This is a genomic window from Pseudomonas sp. yb_5 (assembly GCF_043103865.1).
GTDB classification, from domain to species: domain Bacteria; phylum Pseudomonadota; class Gammaproteobacteria; order Pseudomonadales; family Pseudomonadaceae; genus Aquipseudomonas; species Aquipseudomonas putida_Y.
The window spans coordinates 156,143-177,208 of the sequence record NZ_JBICKE010000084.1; the positions used below are offsets into that span (position 1 = coordinate 156,143).

General features: G+C 61.4%; 19 protein-coding genes. 4 read left to right on the forward strand and 15 right to left on the reverse strand.

The annotated features are described in order from the left end of the window. Positions 1-10: 10 nt before the first annotated feature. From ACF8GF_RS14520 to ACF8GF_RS14535, 4 genes are read right to left on the reverse strand one after another with little or no spacing between them, the layout of a single operon-like run. Positions 11-1,039 (reverse strand): methyltransferase, encoded by a 1,029-nt coding sequence (locus ACF8GF_RS14520; protein WP_392487802.1) that lies wholly within the window; start codon positions 1,037-1,039, stop codon positions 11-13. Positions 1,040-1,072: 33 nt separating this feature from the next. Next, positions 1,073-2,179: a hypothetical protein gene (locus ACF8GF_RS14525; RefSeq protein ID WP_392487803.1), complete on the reverse strand. Its 1,107-nt coding sequence runs from the start codon at positions 2,177-2,179 to the stop codon at positions 1,073-1,075. Between the two features lie 18 nt (positions 2,180-2,197). Further along, positions 2,198-2,983, reverse strand: a complete 786-nt coding sequence (locus ACF8GF_RS14530; protein ID WP_392487804.1) for an outer membrane lipoprotein-sorting protein — start codon at positions 2,981-2,983, stop codon at positions 2,198-2,200. After that, positions 2,931-5,261 carry an RND family transporter gene (locus tag ACF8GF_RS14535; protein ID WP_392487805.1) on the reverse strand — a complete coding sequence of 777 codons (2,331 nt, stop codon included), beginning with the start codon at positions 5,259-5,261 and terminating at the stop codon, positions 2,931-2,933. The genes ACF8GF_RS14530 and ACF8GF_RS14535 overlap by 53 nt, the downstream gene beginning before the upstream one ends. A 140-nt stretch (positions 5,262-5,401) precedes the next feature. Between ACF8GF_RS14535 and ACF8GF_RS14540 the strand changes: the two genes are divergently transcribed. The 4 genes from ACF8GF_RS14540 (at position 5,402) to ACF8GF_RS14555 (ending at position 8,928) form a co-directional block, all read left to right on the forward strand. Beyond that, positions 5,402-5,887: a hypothetical protein gene (locus ACF8GF_RS14540; RefSeq protein ID WP_392487806.1), complete on the forward strand. Its 486-nt coding sequence runs from the start codon at positions 5,402-5,404 to the stop codon at positions 5,885-5,887. A gap of 22 nt (positions 5,888-5,909) precedes the next feature. Continuing rightward, on the forward strand, positions 5,910-7,271 hold the full coding sequence (locus ACF8GF_RS14545; protein ID WP_392487807.1) for a cytochrome P450: 1,362 nt from the start codon (positions 5,910-5,912) through the stop codon (positions 7,269-7,271). Then, positions 7,249-8,355: a hypothetical protein gene (locus ACF8GF_RS14550; protein WP_392487808.1), complete on the forward strand. Its 1,107-nt coding sequence runs from the start codon at positions 7,249-7,251 to the stop codon at positions 8,353-8,355. Before ACF8GF_RS14545 ends, ACF8GF_RS14550 begins: the two co-directional genes overlap by 23 nt. A 129-nt stretch (positions 8,356-8,484) precedes the next feature. Beyond that, positions 8,485-8,928: a MarR family winged helix-turn-helix transcriptional regulator gene (locus ACF8GF_RS14555; protein ID WP_392487809.1), complete on the forward strand. Its 444-nt coding sequence runs from the start codon at positions 8,485-8,487 to the stop codon at positions 8,926-8,928. Positions 8,929-10,068: 1,140 nt separating this feature from the next. On the opposite strand, the gene glmS is transcribed toward ACF8GF_RS14555, so the two are convergent. From glmS to atpB, 11 genes are all read right to left on the reverse strand, one after another. Next, on the reverse strand, positions 10,069-11,904 hold the full coding sequence (gene glmS, locus ACF8GF_RS14560; protein ID WP_010955884.1) for a glutamine--fructose-6-phosphate transaminase (isomerizing): 1,836 nt from the start codon (positions 11,902-11,904) through the stop codon (positions 10,069-10,071). A gap of 3 nt (positions 11,905-11,907) precedes the next feature. Continuing rightward, a complete protein-coding gene (locus ACF8GF_RS14565; RefSeq protein ID WP_003253204.1) occupies positions 11,908-12,684 on the reverse strand; it encodes a DeoR/GlpR family DNA-binding transcription regulator in 777 nt (258 codons plus the stop codon). 190 nt (positions 12,685-12,874) lie between these two features. Next, a complete protein-coding gene (gene glmU, locus ACF8GF_RS14570; protein WP_176682955.1) occupies positions 12,875-14,242 on the reverse strand; it encodes a bifunctional UDP-N-acetylglucosamine diphosphorylase/glucosamine-1-phosphate N-acetyltransferase GlmU in 1,368 nt (455 codons plus the stop codon). Positions 14,243-14,363: 121 nt separating this feature from the next. Further along, positions 14,364-14,783: a F0F1 ATP synthase subunit epsilon gene (locus ACF8GF_RS14575; RefSeq protein ID WP_003260039.1), complete on the reverse strand. Its 420-nt coding sequence runs from the start codon at positions 14,781-14,783 to the stop codon at positions 14,364-14,366. A gap of 43 nt (positions 14,784-14,826) precedes the next feature. Next, positions 14,827-16,203 carry a F0F1 ATP synthase subunit beta gene (atpD, locus tag ACF8GF_RS14580; RefSeq protein ID WP_003253197.1) on the reverse strand — a complete coding sequence of 459 codons (1,377 nt, stop codon included), beginning with the start codon at positions 16,201-16,203 and terminating at the stop codon, positions 14,827-14,829. A 27-nt stretch (positions 16,204-16,230) separates the two neighbouring features. Beyond that, positions 16,231-17,091, reverse strand: a complete 861-nt coding sequence (gene atpG, locus ACF8GF_RS14585; RefSeq protein ID WP_003253195.1) for a F0F1 ATP synthase subunit gamma — start codon at positions 17,089-17,091, stop codon at positions 16,231-16,233. 48 nt (positions 17,092-17,139) lie between these two features. Further along, complete coding sequence (gene atpA, locus ACF8GF_RS14590; RefSeq protein WP_176682956.1) at positions 17,140-18,684, reverse strand: F0F1 ATP synthase subunit alpha; 1,545 nt, start codon at positions 18,682-18,684, stop codon at positions 17,140-17,142. 21 nt (positions 18,685-18,705) lie between these two features. Next, a complete protein-coding gene (locus ACF8GF_RS14595) occupies positions 18,706-19,242 on the reverse strand; it encodes a F0F1 ATP synthase subunit delta (RefSeq protein WP_003253191.1) in 537 nt (178 codons plus the stop codon). Positions 19,243-19,254: 12 nt separating this feature from the next. Further along, entirely contained in the window at positions 19,255-19,725 is a 471-nt protein-coding gene (locus ACF8GF_RS14600) for a F0F1 ATP synthase subunit B (RefSeq protein ID WP_010955888.1), read from the reverse strand. Positions 19,726-19,781: 56 nt separating this feature from the next. After that, entirely contained in the window at positions 19,782-20,039 is a 258-nt protein-coding gene (atpE, locus tag ACF8GF_RS14605) for a F0F1 ATP synthase subunit C (protein ID WP_003097235.1), read from the reverse strand. A gap of 144 nt (positions 20,040-20,183) precedes the next feature. After that, positions 20,184-21,053 (reverse strand): F0F1 ATP synthase subunit A, encoded by an 870-nt coding sequence (gene atpB, locus ACF8GF_RS14610; protein ID WP_010955889.1) that lies wholly within the window; start codon positions 21,051-21,053, stop codon positions 20,184-20,186. Between the last annotated feature and the right edge of the window lie 13 nt (positions 21,054-21,066).

Consider the following 21,066-nt stretch of genomic DNA (forward strand, 5'->3'; position numbering starts at 1 on the left):
CCCCGGTGGGCTATACGAAGCCGATCACCGCATGCTTTTCGCCGCTGCTGCGGGTTACCTGGGTCCTGCTGAAGCCGGCGGCGCGCAGCAGCGCCTCGAACTGCTCGGCGGTACGGTGCCGGCCACCGGTTTCCAGCAGCATGGCTAGGTCCTGCATCACGGCATTGAAGGGCGCCGCGCCCGAGGCCTCGAGCAGGCGGTCGAGCACCAGCACCCGACCGCTCTCCGGCAAGGCTTCGCGCACCCGGCGCAACAGGGCGAGCGACTGCTCATCGTCCCAGTCCGAGAGAATGAAGCCCAAGGCATAGGCCTGGGCCTCGGGCAACGGGCTGTCCCAGAAATCGCCGGCCACGAAACCGACCCGACCGAGCAGTTCCATGCCTTCGACACGCGCCAGGCAATGGCGCTCGACGGCGGGAAGGTCGAACACCGTCGCGCGCAATCCGGGGTGACGGCGAGCCGCGGCGATGGCGAAGGCCCCGACGCCGCCGCCTAGGTCGACGATGCTGTCGACGCCATCGAGCAGGCCAAGCCCTACGAGCTCTTCGGAAGGTTGGTGGCTGAGGCTCCACATGGCGTCATGAAACGCGCTGCCACGCTCCTCGGCCTCCAGGTAGTCGAACGGCGCCTGGGCTTCCTGGGCCAGTTGCGACCATTGCGCCTGGCCGCTGGCAAGCGCCGTGTCCAGGTGCTCGAACAGCGGCTGGGTGTTGTCGGCGAAATGCTCCAGCAGCGGTCCCAGGTACTGAGGTGACGCCGGATCCAGCGAGCGCTGGGCGCCGGATGTCAGGACATAGCCGTGCGCGCCCTGACCGACCAGGTTCCAGGCCATGGCGCCACCGAGCACGCGACGCAGGGTGTCCTGGTCAAGGCCCAAGCGCTGCGCCAGCGTGTCCAGTGCAACGCCGCCGGGGGCCGCCGCCAGCTCGCGATACAGGCCAAGACGATGACCATGGAACAGGATGCCGCTGCCCATGAAGCCGTAAAGCGCCATGTTCACCGGATCCTGGGCGACGTTCGTGTCGAATGCCGTTTGCATGGGTAAAACCTCCTTGTTTCGAGGGACGCGAATTCAGGTGCCCAGTTCGAAGGTACCTTCGGCCAGTACCTGTCCATTGACTATCAGCTGTATCTGATGCGCACCGGGGTAATAACTACGCACCTGGTTGGTGGCGATGCCATGCTCGCGCTGCAGGCGTACGCTGCCCTGGGCCTGCTTCTTGCGCTTGCTCCACTTGAACACGCGGCGATTGGTCTGCCCGCGGGCACCGGGGGCGAGGATGACGTAGTCGACCATCAGGCCATGCTCGCCCACCCCTTCGACCTGGATATCGCAGTCCAGCGTGATGCTCTGGCCGGCCACGATGCGCGGCGGACTGACCTCGAAACGCTTGACCTTGACCGGTGCCGTGCGCGAATAGCCAAGCAGCTCAAGGGCCGCGGTGTTGCCCTGGCGCGTCAGGGTGCGCGCGGCGTGGCGTACCATCCACTGCCCCTGCTCGCTCGGCAGCTCTGCTTTCCAGCGGCTGAGCAGCTCGACCACCAACGCGGGATGATCCTTGCTGATGTCGTTGAGGTTGTTGGCCACCGAACGCCGCACATAAAGGCTGGGATCGTCGCGCAGGCGTTCAAGCAGCGGCAGGATCGGCGTCGGATCGAACAGCAGAGAAGGCACGCGCGAAGCCCAAGGCAGGCGCGGTCGAGTGCCCTCGCTGACCAGCCGGCGCACGTCGGCGCTGTCATCGTCCAGCCAGCCGGCCAGCACCGCCAGGGTCTGCCGCGGGTAGGCCACTAGGTACGGGCGAATGGCGAACTCGCTGGTGAAGTGTCGGGTCACCTTGTGAATGGCCTGCATCGCTAGCTCGAAATCGTCCAGGCCACGGGTCTCGACGATATCGGCGATGACCCACACCGGGAACCCGCTCATGCGCCCCAGGCGCGCCTGGGGCACGGCATCGAGCATGCCCGTGAGCACGGCCACGGCCTCGCCGAACGGCAGCCCCAGCCCGTGCCACAGCGCCTCGGCCAACGCCCGTACCCGGGCTTTCATTTCCAGGCCTTGCAGCTCGGTCGGCAGGGCTGCCTGGTAACGCTGGGCGTCGAAGCCCGGCGCTAGGACCGCGGCGCGCTGACCCAGCTCCTGGCACAGTGCCTGATCGAAATAATCCTTGAAGTCCATGTCCTTTCTCCGTGCCTGTCAGCGCCGGGCTTCCAGGCTGCTTCTGTCGAAGGTCAGCGCGTCGTAGCCGTTGCCGAAGCGATAGTTGCTCCAGCGCATCAGCGTCTGTTTGCCGGTCTGGTGATTGACCATGCGCATCTGTCCGGCGCGCCAGTAGCGCTCGCCATAGACCTGGTAGTCCTGGTAGGTCTGGGTCTTGAGCAGCGCGTTCTTGCGGTCGTAGTACTCGACTTTCAGAGGCCGGTAATGCGCCTTGTCCAGCCAGGTTACCTGACGCGTGTAGCCCGAGCGCGGATACGCCGGCACCATCTGCAAGCGGTACGCCTGCTGCCCTTCGACTTCCTCGTCGCCCAAGTACTCGTAGCTGTACTTGTCCAGCTCCCAGCTGGCCATGTCCTCATAGGCGAACTCGCTGCCCATGAACGGCCCGGACTTGTTCTCCGAGGCGATACGCTTGACCCGGCGCAGCGACGGGAAGTACTGCCACTGATCGTCCGACTGCAAGCTGTGGGCGTGGGTCAGCAGGGTCGTGCCGCGCACATCCGCCGGGCTGAGAAACCGCGCCATGCTCTTGTCGCCATCGCCCTGCACTTCGAGAAACTGCACCTCCAGCTCACGACTGCTGGTCGCACCGTAGGCATTGCGCAGTTCCATCTGCAGTTCGGCCGCCATGTCCTGCCAGCCCGTGTTGCGGCGATCCGCCTCCTGGGCAATCTGCAGGCCACGCTCATCGGCCAACGCCGCGCCCGCATCAACGAGGCAGAGCAGGCTGACCAGTAGCTTCAATTGTTTCAGTCCCTTCACGTTTTTTCTCCAGAGTCAGTTCAAGCAGCCGTGGCAACAGGAAGAAGTCCGCCAGCAGGGCGATCACCAGGGTCAGGGCGGTCATCAGCCCCATCTCCCGGTTCAAGGCGAAGTCCGACAGGGCTAGTACCAGGAAGCCGGCGGTCAGGGTCAGCGTGGTCACCAGCAAGGCCGGCGCGGTACTGCCGAAGGCATCGACCACCGCCTCGGCGACGCTGCGCCCTTCTTCGCGGGTGCGTTGCAGCACCGCATACATGAAGTGGATGGTGTCATCGACCACCACGCCGAGCGTCATCGACGCGACTATGGCGACGGAGAAGCCGACCTGGCCAACGAACAGCCACCAGATGCCCAGCACCATGGCCACCGGAATGATGTTCGGCACCAGCGACAGCAGGCCGAGCTTCCAGGAACGGAACAGCACCATCAGCAGCAGCGCCACCACCAGCGCCGAGCTGGCGATGCCCCACATCATGCTTTCGACGTTGCGCTGGCCGATGTGGGCGAAGATCAGCGTGGTGCTGGCTGCCTTGGCGGTCAGCATCGAGGCGTTGGCCTGCAGCCAGTCCATCGAGCGGCGCTCGAAGGCCAGCATCTGCCGCGTGCTCAGCTCGTGCAGCGCGACCACGGTCCGGGTGGTGCCACGGCCGACATCGATCTGGTTGTTCAGGTCGAGCCCGTAGGGCAGCGACTGTTCGTACAACAACAGGCTCTGGGCCGCGATTTCGGTGTTGGCCGGCAGACGGTAGGCATCCGCCTCGCCGGTGGTCAGGCTGCGGTTGATGCGCTTGACCACATCCGACAGGGTGCCCACGTGCGCCACTTCGGGCTGCTGGCGCAGCCAGCCGGCGAAGGCGTCGACATCGGCGAGGAAGCGCGGGTCGCTGACACCAGCGTTGGAACGCGAGCGCAGGGCGTATTCGATGGTGTAGAGGCCGGTAAGGTTGTGCTCGGTGAAGTCGTTGGCCTGGCGAAACGCGGTGTCCGGGCTGAACCAGCGCAGGTACTGGTCGTTGAGCTCGTTGCGCCCGGCCAGCGACACCAGCACCACCACCACCGGCAGGGTCAGCCACATCAGCAGCCGCGAGCGCGCCTGGACCCAGCCGCCGAAGCGACGCATGCCACGCTCCAGCGGATCGCTGCCCTTGCCCGGTTTCAGTGGCAGCAACGCCACCAGCCCCGGCAGCAGGCACAAGGTATACAGCCAGGCCATGCCGATGCCGATCGAAACGATGTTGCCCAGGTCGCGGAACGGCGGGAGCTCGCTGAAGTTCAGCGACAGGAAGGCGATGGCGGTGGTGATGCTGGTCACCGTCACCGGCACGGCGGTTTCCTGCAACGCCTCGCGCACCGCCACCAGGCGCGACTCGCCCTTGCGCAGATGGCTCAGCGTCACCGACAGCACATGCACCACGTCCGCCACCGCGATCATCAGCACCACCAGCGGCGCCGAGGCCGACAGCGAGGTCAGGCTCATGCCCAGCCAACCGGCGATGCCTTCGGCACTGTTCATCGCCAGGTACACCACCGCCACCGCCGCCAGCGTGGCCAGCACGCTGCGCAGCATGACCAGCGCGGCGACCAGGATGACCAGGTAGACCCACGGCGTGAGGTTGATCGCATCGCCCATGGCCGCCTCGAGGAAGGCATTGTTGTACATGGCCATGCCAGTCAGGTGCACCTTCAGGCCGGGGTAGCGGCTCTGCGCCTGATCGGCGAGCTGACGGGCAAAGCCCACCACCTCGCTGTTCTCGAACGGCGACGCACCGGCCAGATGGTAGATGACGTTGACCGCGGCGACCTTGCCATCCTGCGACACCAGGCGGCCGACCAGTTGCGGCTCGGCCAGGGCCACGGCGCGGATGCGCTCGCGCTCGGCAGGCTCCAGGCGGGCCTGCTCGGAGACCAGGTCGGCGACGCGGATGTTGTCGGCGTCGGCGTCTATATGCTGGAAGTTGGCCAGCGAGTCGACGCGCACCGAGTAGGGCGTCTGCCAGGCTTGCCGGGTGATCCAGCGCAGGGCCTCGAGGGATTGTTCATCGAAGGCGTCGCCGGAGGCAGGCGCCAGCACGATGAACAGGTTGTCTGAGCGGTCGAAGGTGGCCTGCAATTGTTCGAGCGCCATCAGCTCGGGGTTGTCCTTGGCCAGGTAGTCACGGTAGTCGGTGCTGAAGCCGAGCCGGTCCTTGCCCAGGCTGGCCAGCGCGGCCACGACAAGAAAGGCCAGCAGCAATCCCCAGCGCAGGCGCACCAGCACCGAGGCAGTCGTTCTCATCATCTTTGACGTCCATTCCAAAAAGACCGGGGTAATCGGTGAGTGCGCAAGCTATAGATCAAATATTCACATGTCAACAATTGACGCATCAACTTTTGACTTGTAACTTTCGGCCCTCACTTTCCCCTCGCAAGGAGCGATACATGAAATTGATCGTCAGCCACTCAGCCGAAACCCAGGCCATTGCCAGCAGCCTGCTGGACGGCCTGGTCGCCCAACCGCTGTTCGGCGAGCTTGACGTGCGCCGTCTGCAGCTCGCCCCCGCCGGCGCGGGCCTGGCCGTGATGCAGGTGAAGAAAGACCTGGCGCGCTGGAACAGCCCCACGGGTCAAAAAATGCTGGTGGTGTTCCAGTTCCACGAGCGCGACGCCGCCCAGCACGAATCGGCCTTGGCCCGCTATGTCGACGACCGCGAACCAGCGCTGGCCCGCCACGGTGGGGCGGTGGTGCTCAGCGCCGTGACCGAGCGCGGCGAGCATTGGCCCTTCGATGGCTTCGAGATCATTGACTTCCCAAGCCCGGAAACCGTTGGCCAGCTGATGCAGGACGGCGACTACCGTCAGCGCACCGCAACCTCCAGCGCCGTGTTCGGCGGTGCCTTCGCCATGGCGCCGATCAAGGCCGCCTGAAGCCGCAATCAAGGACGATGACATGATGGCTTTCGCCCCAGGCCCTCGCGGGCATGTTCTCTTTGGCTGTGCCCAGCAGTTCCGTGAGCGCCCGCTGGCGCTGCTCGACGAGTGCCACCAGCGCCATGGGCCGCTGGTACGCCTGCCGGTCGGTTTCGGCATGGCCTTCTGCCTGGCCTTCGACCCCCTTGACCTGGCCACGATCTTCCACAGCGACAACTTCGGCCGCAGCGATATCGCCAAGGCCTTCGAGCCGCTGGCTGGCGGTAGCATGATCATTGCCGACGGTGATCAATGGAAGGAGCAGCGCAAGGCCGTCATGCCCTCGTTCGCCCTACCACGCCTGCGCGCCCTGGCCCAGGTAGTCGATGACCTCGCCGCCGAACGCGTCGCCGGCTGGCAGCACCACCTGCAGGCCGGCACGCCCCTGGACCTGCAAGCACAGATGGTCGCGTACGCCATGGACGTGTTGACCCACTTCCTGTTCGGCCGGCGCATTGACGCGCAGGCGATCGCGCGCATCGCCGATGGCTGGACGCAGAGCCTGTACTACATGAACATCCGCCTGTCGGCCGCCGTGCCGGTGCCCGACTGGCTGCCGACCCCCAACAACCGACGCCTGCACCGTGCCGCGGGCCTGATCGCCGATGTGCTGCTGGAAATCATCGACGAACAGCGCAAACGTCAAGGCGGCCAGGACGGTGGCTTTCTCGGCGACCTGATCGGCTACCGCGACGAGCGTGGCCATGCCCTGCAGGACGCGCGCATCCTGCGCGAAATCATGGGTGTGTTCCTGGCCGGTTTCGACACCGTCGCCAGCGCCATGATGTGGACGCTCAACGACCTGGCCAACCACCCGCAGTGGCAGAGCAGGGTCGCCGACGAACTGGCCAGGCCTGGCCAGGAACCGCGCCTGGATCTGAAGGACGCGCCACTGCTGGAGCAGTGCTTCAACGAATCCATGCGGCTGTCGCCACCACTCTGGCTGGTGGACCGCAAGGCCAAGGCCAGCTGCGTGCTCGGCGGCCAGCGCATTCCGGCAGGCACCAACATCATCACCAGCCCCTGGGTCACCCACCGCGACCCGCGCTACTGGGCCACGCCATTGCGGTTCAACCCCGAGCACTTCGCCGCGCACGCTCCCGAGCGCCCGAAGTACGCCTACTTCCCCTTTGGCGGCGGACGCATGAAGTGCATCGGCATCGGCCTGGCCCACCTGCAGCTCAAGGCGATCGTGCGCCATGCCTTGGGGCATTTCGAGCTCGCCCCGGCCGCCGACCACGTCCCTCAGATCGAGCCGGCCTTCGTGCTGCGTACCCGTGATGGCCTGAAGGTGACATTGACCAGACGCGAAGCCCGACGTGCAACGGCCGTTGCGGTCTAGCGCCTGCGGGCTGCTGGGCTGGCTGTGCTGCGCGCTCGCCCAGGGCGCGCCGGGACACGCCGAACTGACCGTGCAGGGCAATGGCTACGAGGCCGCGCGTCGCAGCTTCGTTGGCCTGCAGTACAAGTGGGATCGCCAGGAGGCGCTGGCTCGCGGGCTCATGCTGGATATGGAGGTCGAGTTGCAGATGGCAGGCCTGCCACGCTACGACGCCGCCGACCTGCGCGAGCTTTCCATCACCTACGACAATGGCCCCTGGCAGCTGCGCGCTGGCGCCAGTCGCGTGTTCTGGGGCGTCACCGAATCGCGCCACCTAGTGGATGTGGTCAACCAGCTCGACCAGCGCTTCGACCCGGATGGCGATGTGCGCCTGTCGCAGCCCATGATCGCGCTCGGCTATCGCCAGCCCGGACGCACCGTCACGCTGTTCGCCCTGCCCTGCCACCGCGAGCGGCAGACCACGCTGATGGCTACGCCCGGGGATGACGCGGCCTACGACGACAGCCTGGTGTCGGCGCTGCGCTGCGACGGCGCGCCCGGCTTCGCCCTGCGCGCAAGCCAGGTGGCCGGGCCGGCCGACCTGGGCCTGAGCCTGTTCCAGGGCCCGGCCCGCGAGCCGTACGGCGGACGTCAGGCCGAGCCCCGGGGCGATCCCTATGCGCGCGTGCAGCGTGCCGCCTTCGATGGCCAGGTCACCCTGGGCCCCTGGCTGCTCAAGCTTGAGGCCCTGTTGCAGGACAGCGAGCGTGGCAGCGACCAGGCCGCGGTAGCCGGTTTAGAGTACACCTGGCCATCGGCCCTTGGCGGCGCCAGCGACCTTTCCCTGCTGATCGAGCACCTGGTCGACAGCCGCTGCGACAGCCTCGTCGCGGCCTGCGGGGAAATGCTCGGCGTGCGCTGGCTGGCCAACGACAGCGAAGACAGCAACCTGCTGGTCTCGGCCGTTCGCGATCGCCCCAGTGGGCGCCTGGGCCTGAAGATCCAAGGCAGCCGGCGCATCGACGAGCAGCTCAGCATGCTGCTCAACAGTGGCGGAATGCACCGCGCCAGGTATCTCTCCATTGGGCTATCCTATGCGTTTTGAGCCATCCTTATCCCCTGCGACAGTACATATGCCCTGCACGTGACAGCCGCTCCACCAGGATGGTCCGCGCGGCCTGAAACCTATTGCGCGTCTTGCTTGGTCGCCTATCGCATCCAGAGGTCTTGAACAGTGGCAAGCAACGCTGAACCTGTATTACGCAGTCTATTTTGTTTCAACTTCTACCGTGGCTGGAGAGGCATCTCCGAGTTCTATCGCAAGTACCTGCCCGAGGGCATCTCCGCCCAGCAAAGCTACCTGCTGGAGCTGTGCAAGATCGATGAGGGCATCTTGGTCGGCGAGATCGCGCATCAGCTCGAAATCGAGATGTCGGCCGTGTCCGGCCTGCTCAAGCGCATGGAGGCCAGCGGCCTGGTGCGCCGCGAAGTGGCACCGCAGAATCGCCGCCAGACCCTGGTCTACTTGACCGCCGAAGGCGAGCAACTGCGCAGCCAAGTGCACACGGCCATGGTGGCGGCGGATGAGCAGCTGTCCAAAGCCATCCCCAAAGAAGACAAGGTCGCCTTGATGAGGGTGGTCGACCAGATCCGCGTGCTGATCGGCGAAGACGGCTGAAGTCTGTGTCAAGCGGCAACGCTTTGCTTGCAATGGCACTTCACGGAGCTTGTAGTACCGGTACTGCAGCCCGTTGCCTCTTCCGCACTGATTACAGCAGCACAACTCTGAGAGACTACTTAGGCCTCGCAACCCCAGCAAATCACAACGCAACTCACTGGCAAAAACACATGCTCGGCGTCAAATCAGCTCATCGCCTCCGATACCGCAGCATCAGGAGGTATCTGAGTTGCTCGAATGGATACGCCTCCTTTGTCTCAGCTTGTTTGCTTATATGTCTCAAGCGTGCGCCTAAACGCTGACTCAACGTCTGAAGCTCAGTTGCTCGGGCCCCATCTGAGAATGAGAGAAGGAATTCGGTTCTGGCATAAAGGGCACGAATCGTCCCTTCGGAAGGGATGTAGTTGGGCGACGAGCACACGCCGTAGAAAGCCTTGGCTCGCTTAAACTCATGATGATCAAGGTTAGGCACCGAAATGGCTTCCCCAAGATGCCTTCCTCCGCACCCACTCCACATCACATCCATTGTGTGCCCCCGGCAGTTGAAGGACTTACCGCAGAAGGGGCAACGGTCGAGCAGGACGGTGTTGTGCCTATGACACGCAGTGATTGAAGGGTTGAGCAAGCGTCGCCAGTAAGAGAACCCCAGGTTAAAAAGATCTTCTCGCACGCAGTCTGGACAGAACGAAGCGTCCCAGACCTCAAAGTGCGAGACGCGTTCACCATAAGCCTTACCTGAGTACGCGGCTTCTTGGGGGTACTTGATGACGAAATGAGCTGCCATCGGAGTGTGATGGTGCAGTAGACGGTTGAATCCGTAACAACCTGGCCATCCGAGCGACTCGGCAATCAGATTGATCTCACTGTTCGTGAATCCTGGCCGACCAGCTAGAGACTTGAAAGCCCCGAAATTAGCGTCGTACCTGTTCAGGAAGAGCGTCCGACGCACATACGAACGAGCGACTCATCAGGCTGGATTTGTAAAAGCATCTGATACGCCGTAGTGAGGTGTTCAATAGTACTGAAGGGGTGAAATTGATAAGGACGGGAGCCGCTACCGGCTGCCGTCCGTTACCGATTTTATTCCTGCGTTACCGACTTAATTCCTGACTTTCAACAGCTTTATCACGAGCAGACCCCTTACTCGACAGTCACCGACTTGGCCAGATTACGAGGCTGATCAACGTCGGTCCCCTTAAGCACGGCCACGTAATAAGACAGCAATTGCAGCGGAATGGTGTACAGGATTGGCGCCAGGGCATCGGCAATGTGCGGCACCTTGATCACGTGGGTGCCTTCGCCATTGGTCATGCCAGCGTGCTCGTCGGCGAACACTACCAGCTCGCCACCACGGGCACGCACTTCCTGCAGGTTGGACTTCAGCTTCTCCAGCAGTTCGTTGTTCGGTGCAACGGTAACCACCGGCATGTCGTTGTCCACCAGAGCCAGCGGGCCGTGCTTCAGCTCGCCTGCTGGGTAAGCTTCGGCGTGGATGTAAGAGATCTCTTTAAGCTTGAGAGCACCTTCCATCGCCACCGGGTACTGCGCGCCACGGCCGAGGAACAGGGTATGGTGCTTGTCGGCGAACAGCTCGGCAATTTTCTCGACAGTGGCATCCATGGCCAGGGCTTCGCCCAGGCGGGTTGGCAGTCGACGCAGCTCTTCAACCAGCTCAGCTTCGACACCGGCTTCCAGCGTACCGCGCACCTGACCCAGGGCCAGGGTCAGCAGCATCAGCGAAACCAGCTGGGTGGTGAACGCTTTGGTCGAAGCCACGCCGATTTCAGGGCCGGCCAAGGTCAGCAGGGTCAAGTCCGACTCGCGTACCAACGAGCTGATACCCACGTTGCAGATCGCCAGGCTGCCAAGGAAACCCAACTCCTTGGCGTTGCGCAGTGCGGCCAAGGTATCGGCGGTTTCGCCGGACTGCGAGATGGAGACGAACAGCGTGTCCGGCTGCACCACCACCTTGCGGTAACGGAACTCGCTAGCCACTTCCACCTGGCAAGGGATGCCGGCCAGGCTTTCCAGCCAGTAACGCGCAACCATACCGGCGTGGTAGCTGGTGCCACAGGCAACGATCTGCACGTTGCGCACCTTGGCGAACAAGTCGGCAGCTTGCGGGCCAAAGGCCTGCACCAGCACGTTGTCCTTGCCCAGGCGGCCTTCAAGCGTGCGCTGAACAACGCTTGGCTGCTCGTGAATTTCCTTGAGCATGAAGTGACGGTAAGCGCCCTTGTCGGCAGCCTCGGCACCTTCATGATACTGCACGGTTTCGCGCTGGACCTTGTTGCCCTGCTGGTCCCAGATGGAGACCTGATCACGGCGAATTTCAGCGATATCGCCTTCTTCCAGGTACATGAAGCGGTCAGTAACCTGGCGCAGCGCCAGTTGATCGGACGCCAGGAAGTTCTCGCCAAGGCCCAGGCCGATTACCAGCGGGCTGCCACTGCGTGCGGCGACCAGGCGGTCCGGCTGCTTGGCACTGATCAGCGCCAGGCCGTAAGCACCATGCAGGCGCTTCACCGCTGCCTTCAGGGCGTCGGTCAGGTCTGGAATGCTCTTCAGGGTGTGGTGGATCAGGTGGACGATGACTTCGGTATCGGTCTGCGAAGTGAAGACATAGCCCAGCCCCTTCAGCTCTTCGCGCAGTTCCTCGTGGTTCTCGATGATGCCGTTGTGCACCACGGCCACGTCATTGCCCGAGAAGTGCGGGTGGGCGTTGCCTTCAGTTGGCGCGCCGTGGGTAGCCCAGCGAGTGTGGGCAATACCCAGCTGGCCTGCCAATGGGTCATCAGCAACAGCAACCTCCAGCTCGCTGACCTTGCCGATGCGGCGGCGGCGCTGCAGTTCACCGTTCTGGGTGAGTACAGCCAAACCGGCGCTGTCGTAACCGCGGTATTCAAGACGCTTGAGGCCTTCGATCAGGATGGCTGTGATATTACGCTCGGCGACAGCACCAACGATTCCACACATGTTTTATTGCTCCTGGCTGATCGCGGCGCAGATCAGGTTGATGCCGCGGGCTTGAATTTGTTCGCGCGCTGCTGCTGGCAGGCGTTCATCTGTAATAAGGGTGTGCACGCTGCCCCAGGGCAGCTCGAGGTTAGGGATCTTGCGCCCCACCTTGTCCGACTCGACCATCACGATCACTTCACGGGCAACTTCCGCCATGACCCGGCTCAGCCCAAGAAGTTCGTTGAAGGTAGTGGTACCCCGGCCGAGGTCGATGCCGTCGGCACCGATGAATAATTGGTCGAAATCGTAGGAGCGCAGTACCTGCTCCGCGACCTGGCCCTGGAACGATTCGGAATGCGGGTCCCAGGTGCCACCGGTCATCAGCAGCACCGGCTCGTGTTCGAGGTCGCAGATTGCACGGGCCACATTGAGTGAATTGGTCATCACCACCAGGCCTGGCTGGCGCCCCAGTTCGGGGATCATTGCCGCCGTGGTGCTGCCGCTGTCGATGATAATGCGCGCATGTTCGCGGATACGTCCGACGGCGGCACGCGCAATGGCCTTTTTATAGGAAGAGACGGGTTGTGCCGGTTCACCGAGCAACTCTTGCGGCACCGGCACCGCACCACCGTAGCGGCGTAACAACAAGCCGTTGGTTTCCAAGGCGGCGAGGTCTTTGCGAATGGTCACTTCCGAGGTGGCGAAACGCTTGGCCAACGCGTCCACACTTACCTCACCCTGCTCGCTGAGCAAAGCCAGAATATTGTGTCGCCGTTGTGGTGTGTTTCGTTTCGACATGTGCGTTTAAGTTTCGATTCGAAAGTTAGTGGTTGCAATCAAAACCTAAGACGAGCGATTCGTCAAGCTGTCGCTGACCTGTGGATTGTTTCCTCTGCTTTGGCGCGGTCCTGTAGACGCGGGACAGGGCCAATAAAAAAGCCGACTTATTCACATAAGTCGGCTTTCGATCGAAATGGCTGTGAATAACTCAGCTCTTCTTGATCTTCTCCGGGCGCTTCCAGCCCGATATGTTGCGCTGGCGCGCACGGGCTACAGCCAGGTCACCCGCTTCTACGGCCTGGGTGATAGTCGAACCGGCTGCGGTGGTCGCGCCGGCCTTGATTTCCACAGGCGCCACCAGCGAGTTGTTCGAACCGATGAACACATCTTCACCCATCACGGTCTTGAACTTGTTGGCACCATCGTAGTTGCAGGTGATGGTGCCGGCGCCGATATTGGTCCGCGCACCGATTTCGGCATCACCCAGGTAAGCCAGGTGTCCAGCCTTGGCCCCTTCACCCAGGTGGGCGTTTTTCAGTTCGACGAAGTTACCCACATGGGCCTTGGCGTCCAGTACACTGCCCGGGCGCAGGCGGGCGAACGGGCCAGCATCGCTGCCTTCTCCCATCACCGCGCCTTCAAGGTGGCTGTTGGCCTTGACCACCGCGCCTTTGCGCAGGGTCGTGTTCTTGATCACGCAGTTAGGGCCGATCTGCACATCGTCTTCGATGACCACCTTGCCTTCGAGAATCACGTTGATGTCGATCAGCACGTCACGACCTACGCTCACTTCACCACGAACATCGAAGCGTGCCGGGTCGCGCAGGGTAACTCCCTGAGCCATCAGACGGCGGCCTTCACGCAACTGGTAGTGACGCTCAAGCTCGGACAGCTGGCGGCGGTCGTTGGCGCCCTGCACTTCCATAGCATCGTGTGGCTGTTCAGTTGCCACCACCAAGCCATCGGCCACTGCCATGGCGATTACGTCAGTCAGGTAATACTCGCCCTGGGCGTTGTTGTTCGACAGCCGGCCCATCCAGTCGGCAAGACGCGCGGCTGGCAGGGCCAGAATTCCAGTGTTGCCTTCCTTGATCGCTTTTTGCGCGTCGTTGGCGTCCTTGTGCTCAACGATGGCAGTTACCTTGCCCTGCTCGTCACGCACGATTCGGCCATAGCCGGTCGGATCGTCGAGGGTGACTGTAAGCAGTCCCAGTTGCTGATCGTTGGCCTTTGCCAACAGACGCTGCAGGGTCTCCACTTCGATCAACGGCACGTCGCCGTATAACACCAGCACAGTATCAGCGGTCAGCGCCGGCAGTGCCTGGGCAACAGCGTGACCGGTACCCAGCTGTTTATCCTGCATGACGAAATTCAGGTCGTCAGCGGCCAGGCGCTCGCGAACCAGTTCGGCACCATGGCCAATGACCACATGAATACCTTGCGGCTGAAGTTGGCGCGCGCTGTGGATAACATGGCCGAGCATGGAATTGCCAGCTACCGGGTGCAACACTTTTGGCAGCGCCGAGCGCATGCGGGTGCCTTGGCCGGCGGCGAGAATAACGATATCGAGTGACATTACTGGCTACCAATCCTGGGCGGTCAGTGAAAGACCGTGGGGGGAGAAAACAGAAAAAGAAAAAGGGTAGCCGAGGCTACCCTTTTACTCAATCGCAACAGAAGTTATCAGCCGTAGCCGATTACTTGCCTCTGCGCATTTGCTGGACGGTACGCAGCTGAGCTGCGGCCTCGGCCAGACGTGCGGCGGCGGCGCCGTAGTCGAAGTCCGCGCCTTTCAGATTCAGGGCGTTCTCGGCAGCCTTGAGGGCCTCCTGAGCCTGAGCTTCATCCAGGTCTGCAGCACGTTGCACGGTATCGGCAAGCACCTTGACCATGTTCGGCTGAACCTCGAGGAAACCACCAGAGATGTAGAACACCTCTTGTGCGCCACCCTGCTTGGTCAGCGTGATCGGACCAGGCTTGAGATTGGTGATCAGTGGCGCATGGCCTGGAGCGATACCAAGATCACCCAGGTTACCGTGCGCAACCACCATCTCGACCAGGCCGGAGAAGATCTCTCCTTCCGCGCTGACGATATCGCAATGGACTGTCATAGCCATCTGCTTGCCTCAACCTGATAGCGCCCCTTGCGGGGCGCAGGAATTACAGTTTCTTGGCTTTCTCGATCGCTTCGTCGATGCTGCCGACCATGTAGAACGCTTGTTCTGGCAGGTGGTCGTAGTCACCTTTGAGGATGCCGCTGAAGCCAGCGATGGTGTCTTTCAGGGAAACGTACTTGCCTGGCGAACCGGTGAAGACTTCTGCCACGAAGAACGGCTGCGACAGGAAGCGCTGGATCTTACGAGCGCGGGCTACCAGTTGCTTGTCGGCTTCGGACAGTTCGTCCATACCCAGGATCGCAATGATGTCCTTCAGCTCTTTGTAGCGCTGCAGAACATACTGAACGCCACGAGCGGTCTCGTAGTGCTCGTTGCCGATCACGTTCGGGTCCAGCTGGCGCGAAGTCGAGTCCAGTGGGTCGACCGCTGGGTAGATACCCAGGGAGGCGATGTCACGGGACAGAACGACGGTGGCGTCCAAGTGGGCGAAGGTGGTCGCTGGCGACGGGTCGGTCAAGTCGTCCGCAGGTACATATACGGCCTGTACGGAGGTGATCGAACCTTCCTTGGTGGAGGTGATGCGCTCTTGCAGAACGCCCATCTCTTCAGCCAGGGTCGGCTGGTAACCTACTGCCGAAGGCATACGGCCCAGCAGTGCGGATACTTCGGTACCGGCCAGGGTGTAACGATAGATGTTGTCGACGAACAGCAGAACGTCGTTACCTTCGTCACGGAACTTCTCGGCCATGGTCAGGCCGGTCAGCGCTACACGCAGACGGTTTCCTGGTGGCTCGTTCATCTGACCGTAGACCAGCGCTACCTTGTCGAGAACGTTGGAGTCCTTCATCTCGTGGTAGAAGTCGTTACCCTCACGAGTACGCTCACCCACACCAGCGAACACGGAGTAACCGCTGTGTTCCATGGCGATGTTACGGATCAGTTCCATCATGTTTACGGTCTTGCCGACACCGGCACCACCGAACAGACCAACCTTACCACCCTTGGCGAACGGGCAAACCAGGTCGATAACCTTGATGCCGGTTTCCAGCAGGTCGTTGCCGCCCGCCTGGTCAGCGAACGAAGGCGCTGGCTGGTGGATACCGCGACGCTCTTCTTCGCCGATCGGGCCGGCTTCGTCGATCGGGTTGCCCAGTACGTCCATGATACGGCCCAGGGTGGCCTTACCAACTGGAACGGAAATGGCAGCGCCGGTGTCGACGACATCCAGACCGCGCTTCAGGCCTTCGGTCGAGCCCATCGCAATGGTACGAACCACGCCGTCGCCCAGCTGCTGCTGAACTTCCAGGGTGGTTTCCGCGCCTTGTACTTTAAGCGCGTTGTATACACTCGGCACGACGTCACGTGGGAATTCCACGTCGATGACGGCGCCGATGATTTGAACGATACGTCCGCTACTCATAGCTGGATCCTCTGAATATGTGAACCGTTAAACCGCGGCAGCGCCGCCGACGATTTCCGAGATCTCCTGGGTGATCGCAGCCTGACGCGCCTTGTTGTAGATCAACTGAAGCTCTTTGATCAAATCACCGGCGTTGTCTGTGGCGTTCTTCATGGCGATCATCCGGGCCGCTTGTTCAGCAGCGTTGTTCTCGACCACCGCCTGGTATACCTGCGACTCCACGTAACGCACCATCAAGCCGTCCAGCAGCTCTTTTGCGTCGGGTTCATACAGGTAGTCCCAGTGATGCTTGAGATCCTGATCCGGGGTTGCCACCAACGGTACCAATTGCTCGACCGTCGGCTTCTGGGTCATGGTATTGATGAACTTGTTCGAAACCACCGAGAGGCGATCGATACGGCCGTCCAGGTAGGCGTCCAGCATCACTTTGACGGAGCCGATCAGATCGTTGATCGATGGCTCTTCGCCCAAGTGGCTGATCGCTGCTACGACGTTGCCGCCAAAGATGCGGAAGAAAGTCGCACCCTTGCTGCCGATCACGCACAGGTCGATTTCCACGCCCTGTTCGCGGTTTGCGCTCATGTCCTTGACCAGGGCCTTGAACAGGTTGGTGTTCAAGCCACCGCACAGACCACGGTCACTGCTCACCACGATATAACCGGCGCGCTTTACAGGGCGCTCGATCATGAACGGGTGGCGGTATTCCGGGTTGGCGTTGGCCAGATGACCGATCACCTGGCGGATACGTTCCGCGTAAGGACGGCTAGCAGCCATGCGCATTTGTGCCTTGCGCATCTTGCTGACCGCCACTTTCTCCATGGCGCTGGTAATTTTTTGCGTGCTTTTGATGCTCGCAATCTTACTGCGAATCTCTTTTGCGCCTGCCATGTATCACCTATCAGGTTAGCAAGCGGGGGCCTGAGCCCCCGCTGCGGCTTACCAGGTCTGGGTGGCCTTGAACTTCTCGATACCGGCTTTCAGGCCTGCGTCGATTTCGTCGTTGAAGTCACCCTTCACGTTGATCTTCGCCATCAGTTCAGCGTGATCACGGTTGAAGAAGGCGATCAGTGCTTGCTCGAAGCTGCCGATCTTGGAGACCTCTACGTCGGTCAGGAAGCCACGCTCAGCGGCGTACAGCGACAGAGCCATGTCCGCGATGGACATCGGCGCGTACTGCTTCTGCTTCATCAGCTCGGTAACGCGCTGACCATGCTCCAGCTGCTTGCGGGTCGCTTCGTCCAGATCGGACGCGAACTGGGCGAATGCAGCCAGTTCACGGTACTGAGCCAGAGCGGTACGAATACCACCGGACAGCTTCTTGATGATCTTGGTCTGAGCGGCACCACCTACGCGGGATACCGAAACACCGGCGTTAACTGCAGGGCGGATGCCCGAGTTGAACATGGCCGATTCCAGGAAGATCTGACCGTCGGTGATGGAAATCACGTTGGTCGGAACGAACGCAGAAACGTCGCCAGCCTGGGTTTCGATGATCGGCAGAGCGGTCAGGGAACCAGTTTTGCCAGTGACAGCACCGTTGGTGAACTTCTCGACGTACTCTTCCGAAACGCGCGATGCACGCTCCAGCAGACGGGAGTGGAGATAGAACACGTCGCCTGGGTATGCTTCGCGTCCTGGTGGACGGCGCAGCAGCAGGGAGATCTGACGGTAGGCAACAGCCTGCTTGGACAGGTCATCGTAAACGATCAGTGCGTCTTCACCGCGGTCGCGGAAGAACTCGCCCATGGTGCAACCGGCGTATGGCGCCAGGAATTGCAGTGCGGCGGATTCCGAAGCACTGGCAACAACCACGATGGTGTTGGCCAGGGCGCCGGTTTCTTCCAGCTTGCGAACGATGTTGGCAACGGTGGAACGCTTCTGGCCGACTGCAACATAAACACAGAAAATACCGGAGTCTTTCTGGTTGATGATGGCGTCGATGGCCATGGCGGTCTTGCCGATCTGACGGTCGCCAATGATCAGCTCGCGCTGGCCACGGCCGACAGGGATCATGGCGTCGACGGACTTGTAGCCAGTCTGTACAGGCTGGTCTACCGACTTACGCCAGATCACGCCTGGAGCCACTTTCTCGACTGCGTCGGTCTCGGTGTTGCCCAGAGGACCTTTGCCGTCGATCGGGTTACCCAGTGCGTCAACGACGCGGCCCAGCAGTTCCTTACCAACCGGAACTTCCAGGATGCGGCCGGTGCACTTGGCGCTCATGCCTTCGGCGAGGGTGTCATAGCCACCCAGGATCACTGCACCTACGGAGTCTTGCTCCAGGTTCAGGGCCATGCCGTAGACGCTGCCAGGGAACTCGATCATTTCGCCGTACATGACGTCGGCCAGACCGTGGATCCGCACGATACCGTCGGATACCGAAACGACGGTACCTTCGTTACGGGCTTGGGAGCTCACATCGAGGTTATCGATGCGGCCCTTGATGATTTCACTAATTTCGGAAGGATTGAGTTGCTGCATTGCTCTGCTGCCCCTTCAAACTCAAGATTTCAATGCTTCGGCCAGTTTCGCGATTTTGCCGCGAACAGAGCCATCGATTACCAGGTCACCGGCGCGGATGACGACGCCGCCAATCAGGCTGGCATCCTCCGACGCGTGCAGGCGCACTTCCTGGCCTAACCGTGCACTGAGAACCTTGGCGAGTTTGTCTTGCTGTTCTTGGTTCAACGCGAAGGCACTGGTGACTTCCACGTCCACGGATTTCTCTTGCTCGGCCTTGTACAGGTCGAACAGAGCGGCAATCTCCGGCAGAAGCAGGAGACGGTCGTTTTCCGCGGCAACATGAATGAAATTCTGTGCCTGTGCATTGAACTTGTCACCGCACACGTCAATGAACGTGGCGGCCTTTTCTGCGCTCGTCAGTCGCGGGGCCTTGAGCAGGCGCTGCATGGTGTCGTCTTGCGACACCGCAGCAGCCAGGCCGAGCATGGCTGACCAATTGGCCAGTTGCTGATGGGCCTGGGCATGCTCAAAGGCAGCCTTAGCGTAAGGTCGGGCCAACGTGGTCAGTTCTGCCATGATCGCCCTCGCTTAAATTTCAGCGGCCAGTTTGTTAACCAGCTCCGCATGCGCGTTTTGATCGATTGTGGCGCCAAGGATCTTTTCAGCACCACCAACGGCCAGAGCACCCACTTGGGCACGCAGGGCGTCTTTAGCGCTGTTCAGTTCCTGTTCGATCTCGGCCAGAGCCTGAGCCTTCACACGGTCAGCTTCGACGCGAGCCTGTTCACGGGCTTCGTCGACAAGCTGAGCAGCGCGTTTCTTGCTTTGCTCGATGATTTCGGCTGCCTGTGCTTTAGCTTCACGCAGTTGCTGACCCGCTTTCTCTTGGGCCAGCTCCAGGTCGCGAGCTGCGCGGTTGGCAGCGTCCAAGCCGTCGGCAATCTTCTTTTGGCGCTCTTGCAGGGCAGTGATGACCGGAGGCCATACATACTTCATGCAGAAGAGTACAAAAATCAGGAAAGCAACGGATTGGCCAATCAGGGTTGCATTAATGTTCACGCCAACACCTCGCTCGGTCTTAATTCATACAGCCATCAACTCGTGGTGACGAGTGATTAGCCGGCGATCTGACCAACGAACGGATTCGCGAAGGTGAAGAACAGAGCGATACCAACACCGATCATGGTTACGGCGTCGAGCAGACCGGCAACGATGAACATTTTGACCTGCAGCATTGGAACCATTTCTGGTTGACGAGCAGCGCCTTCCAGGAATTTGCCACCCAGCAGGCCGAAACCAATGGCGGTACCCAGAGCACCCAGGCCGATCAGCAGAGCAACAGCGATAGCGGTCAGACCAACTACAGTTTCCATCTTTCCTCCCGACTTTTACGTCGTATTGGTTAGGTTTTTAGTTTGAAGCGGTAAAACAAATCGTTTGGTACAGCATGCCCTTGCGGACTTTTTAAGCCCTCCCCCCGTACAGGCAGGGAAGGCTATCAGACACGCCAGGCGGTCTTAATGGTTATCTTCGTGAGCCATCGACAGGTAGACGATGGTCAGCATCATGAAGATGAAAGCTTGCAGGGTGATGATCAGGATGTGGAACACAGCCCACGCCCATTGCAGCACCACACCCAGGCCGCTGAGCCACAGCAGGCCCGAGCCGAACATTACAGCGATCAGGATGAACACCAGCTCGCCAGCATACATGTTGCCGAACAGACGCAGTGCCAGCGAGATCGGCTTGGCGATCAGGGTGACGAATTCCAGCAGGAAGTTGACCGGAATCAGCAGGATCTGCACGAAGATATTCTTGCTGCCAAACGGGTGCAGGGTCAGCTCACCGATGAAGCCGCCCAGGCCCTTGACCTTGATGCTGTAGAAGATGATCAGGGCGAAGACGCAGAAGGCCATGGCCAGGGTCGCGTTCGGGTCGGTGGTCGACACGGCGCGGAACGGAATGTGCGGGTCACCGGAAATCAGGATGGCCAGCTGAGGAATCCAGTCGACCGGTATCAGGTCGACGGCGTTCATCAGGAATACCCAGACGAAAATGGTCAGCGCCAGCGGCGCGATTACCGGGCTACGGCCGTGGAAGGAGTCCTTCACGCTGCCGTTGACGAAGTCGACCATCACTTCAACGAAGTTCTGCAGACCGCCAGGTTGGCCGGAAGTCGCCTTCTTGGCCGCCATGCGGAAGATCAACAGGAAGATCAGACCCAGCGCGACGGACCAACCCAGGGTGTCCAGGTGGAACGCCCAGAAGCCCATTGCCTTGGCTTCTGCAGCCGAATGGGCGAAGCCCCAGCTGCCGTCTGGTAGTTGACCGTAGGTCAGGTTCTGCAAGTGGTGCTGGATATAGCCCGAAGCGGTTTCTGCTGCCATGGTTGCCTCAAAC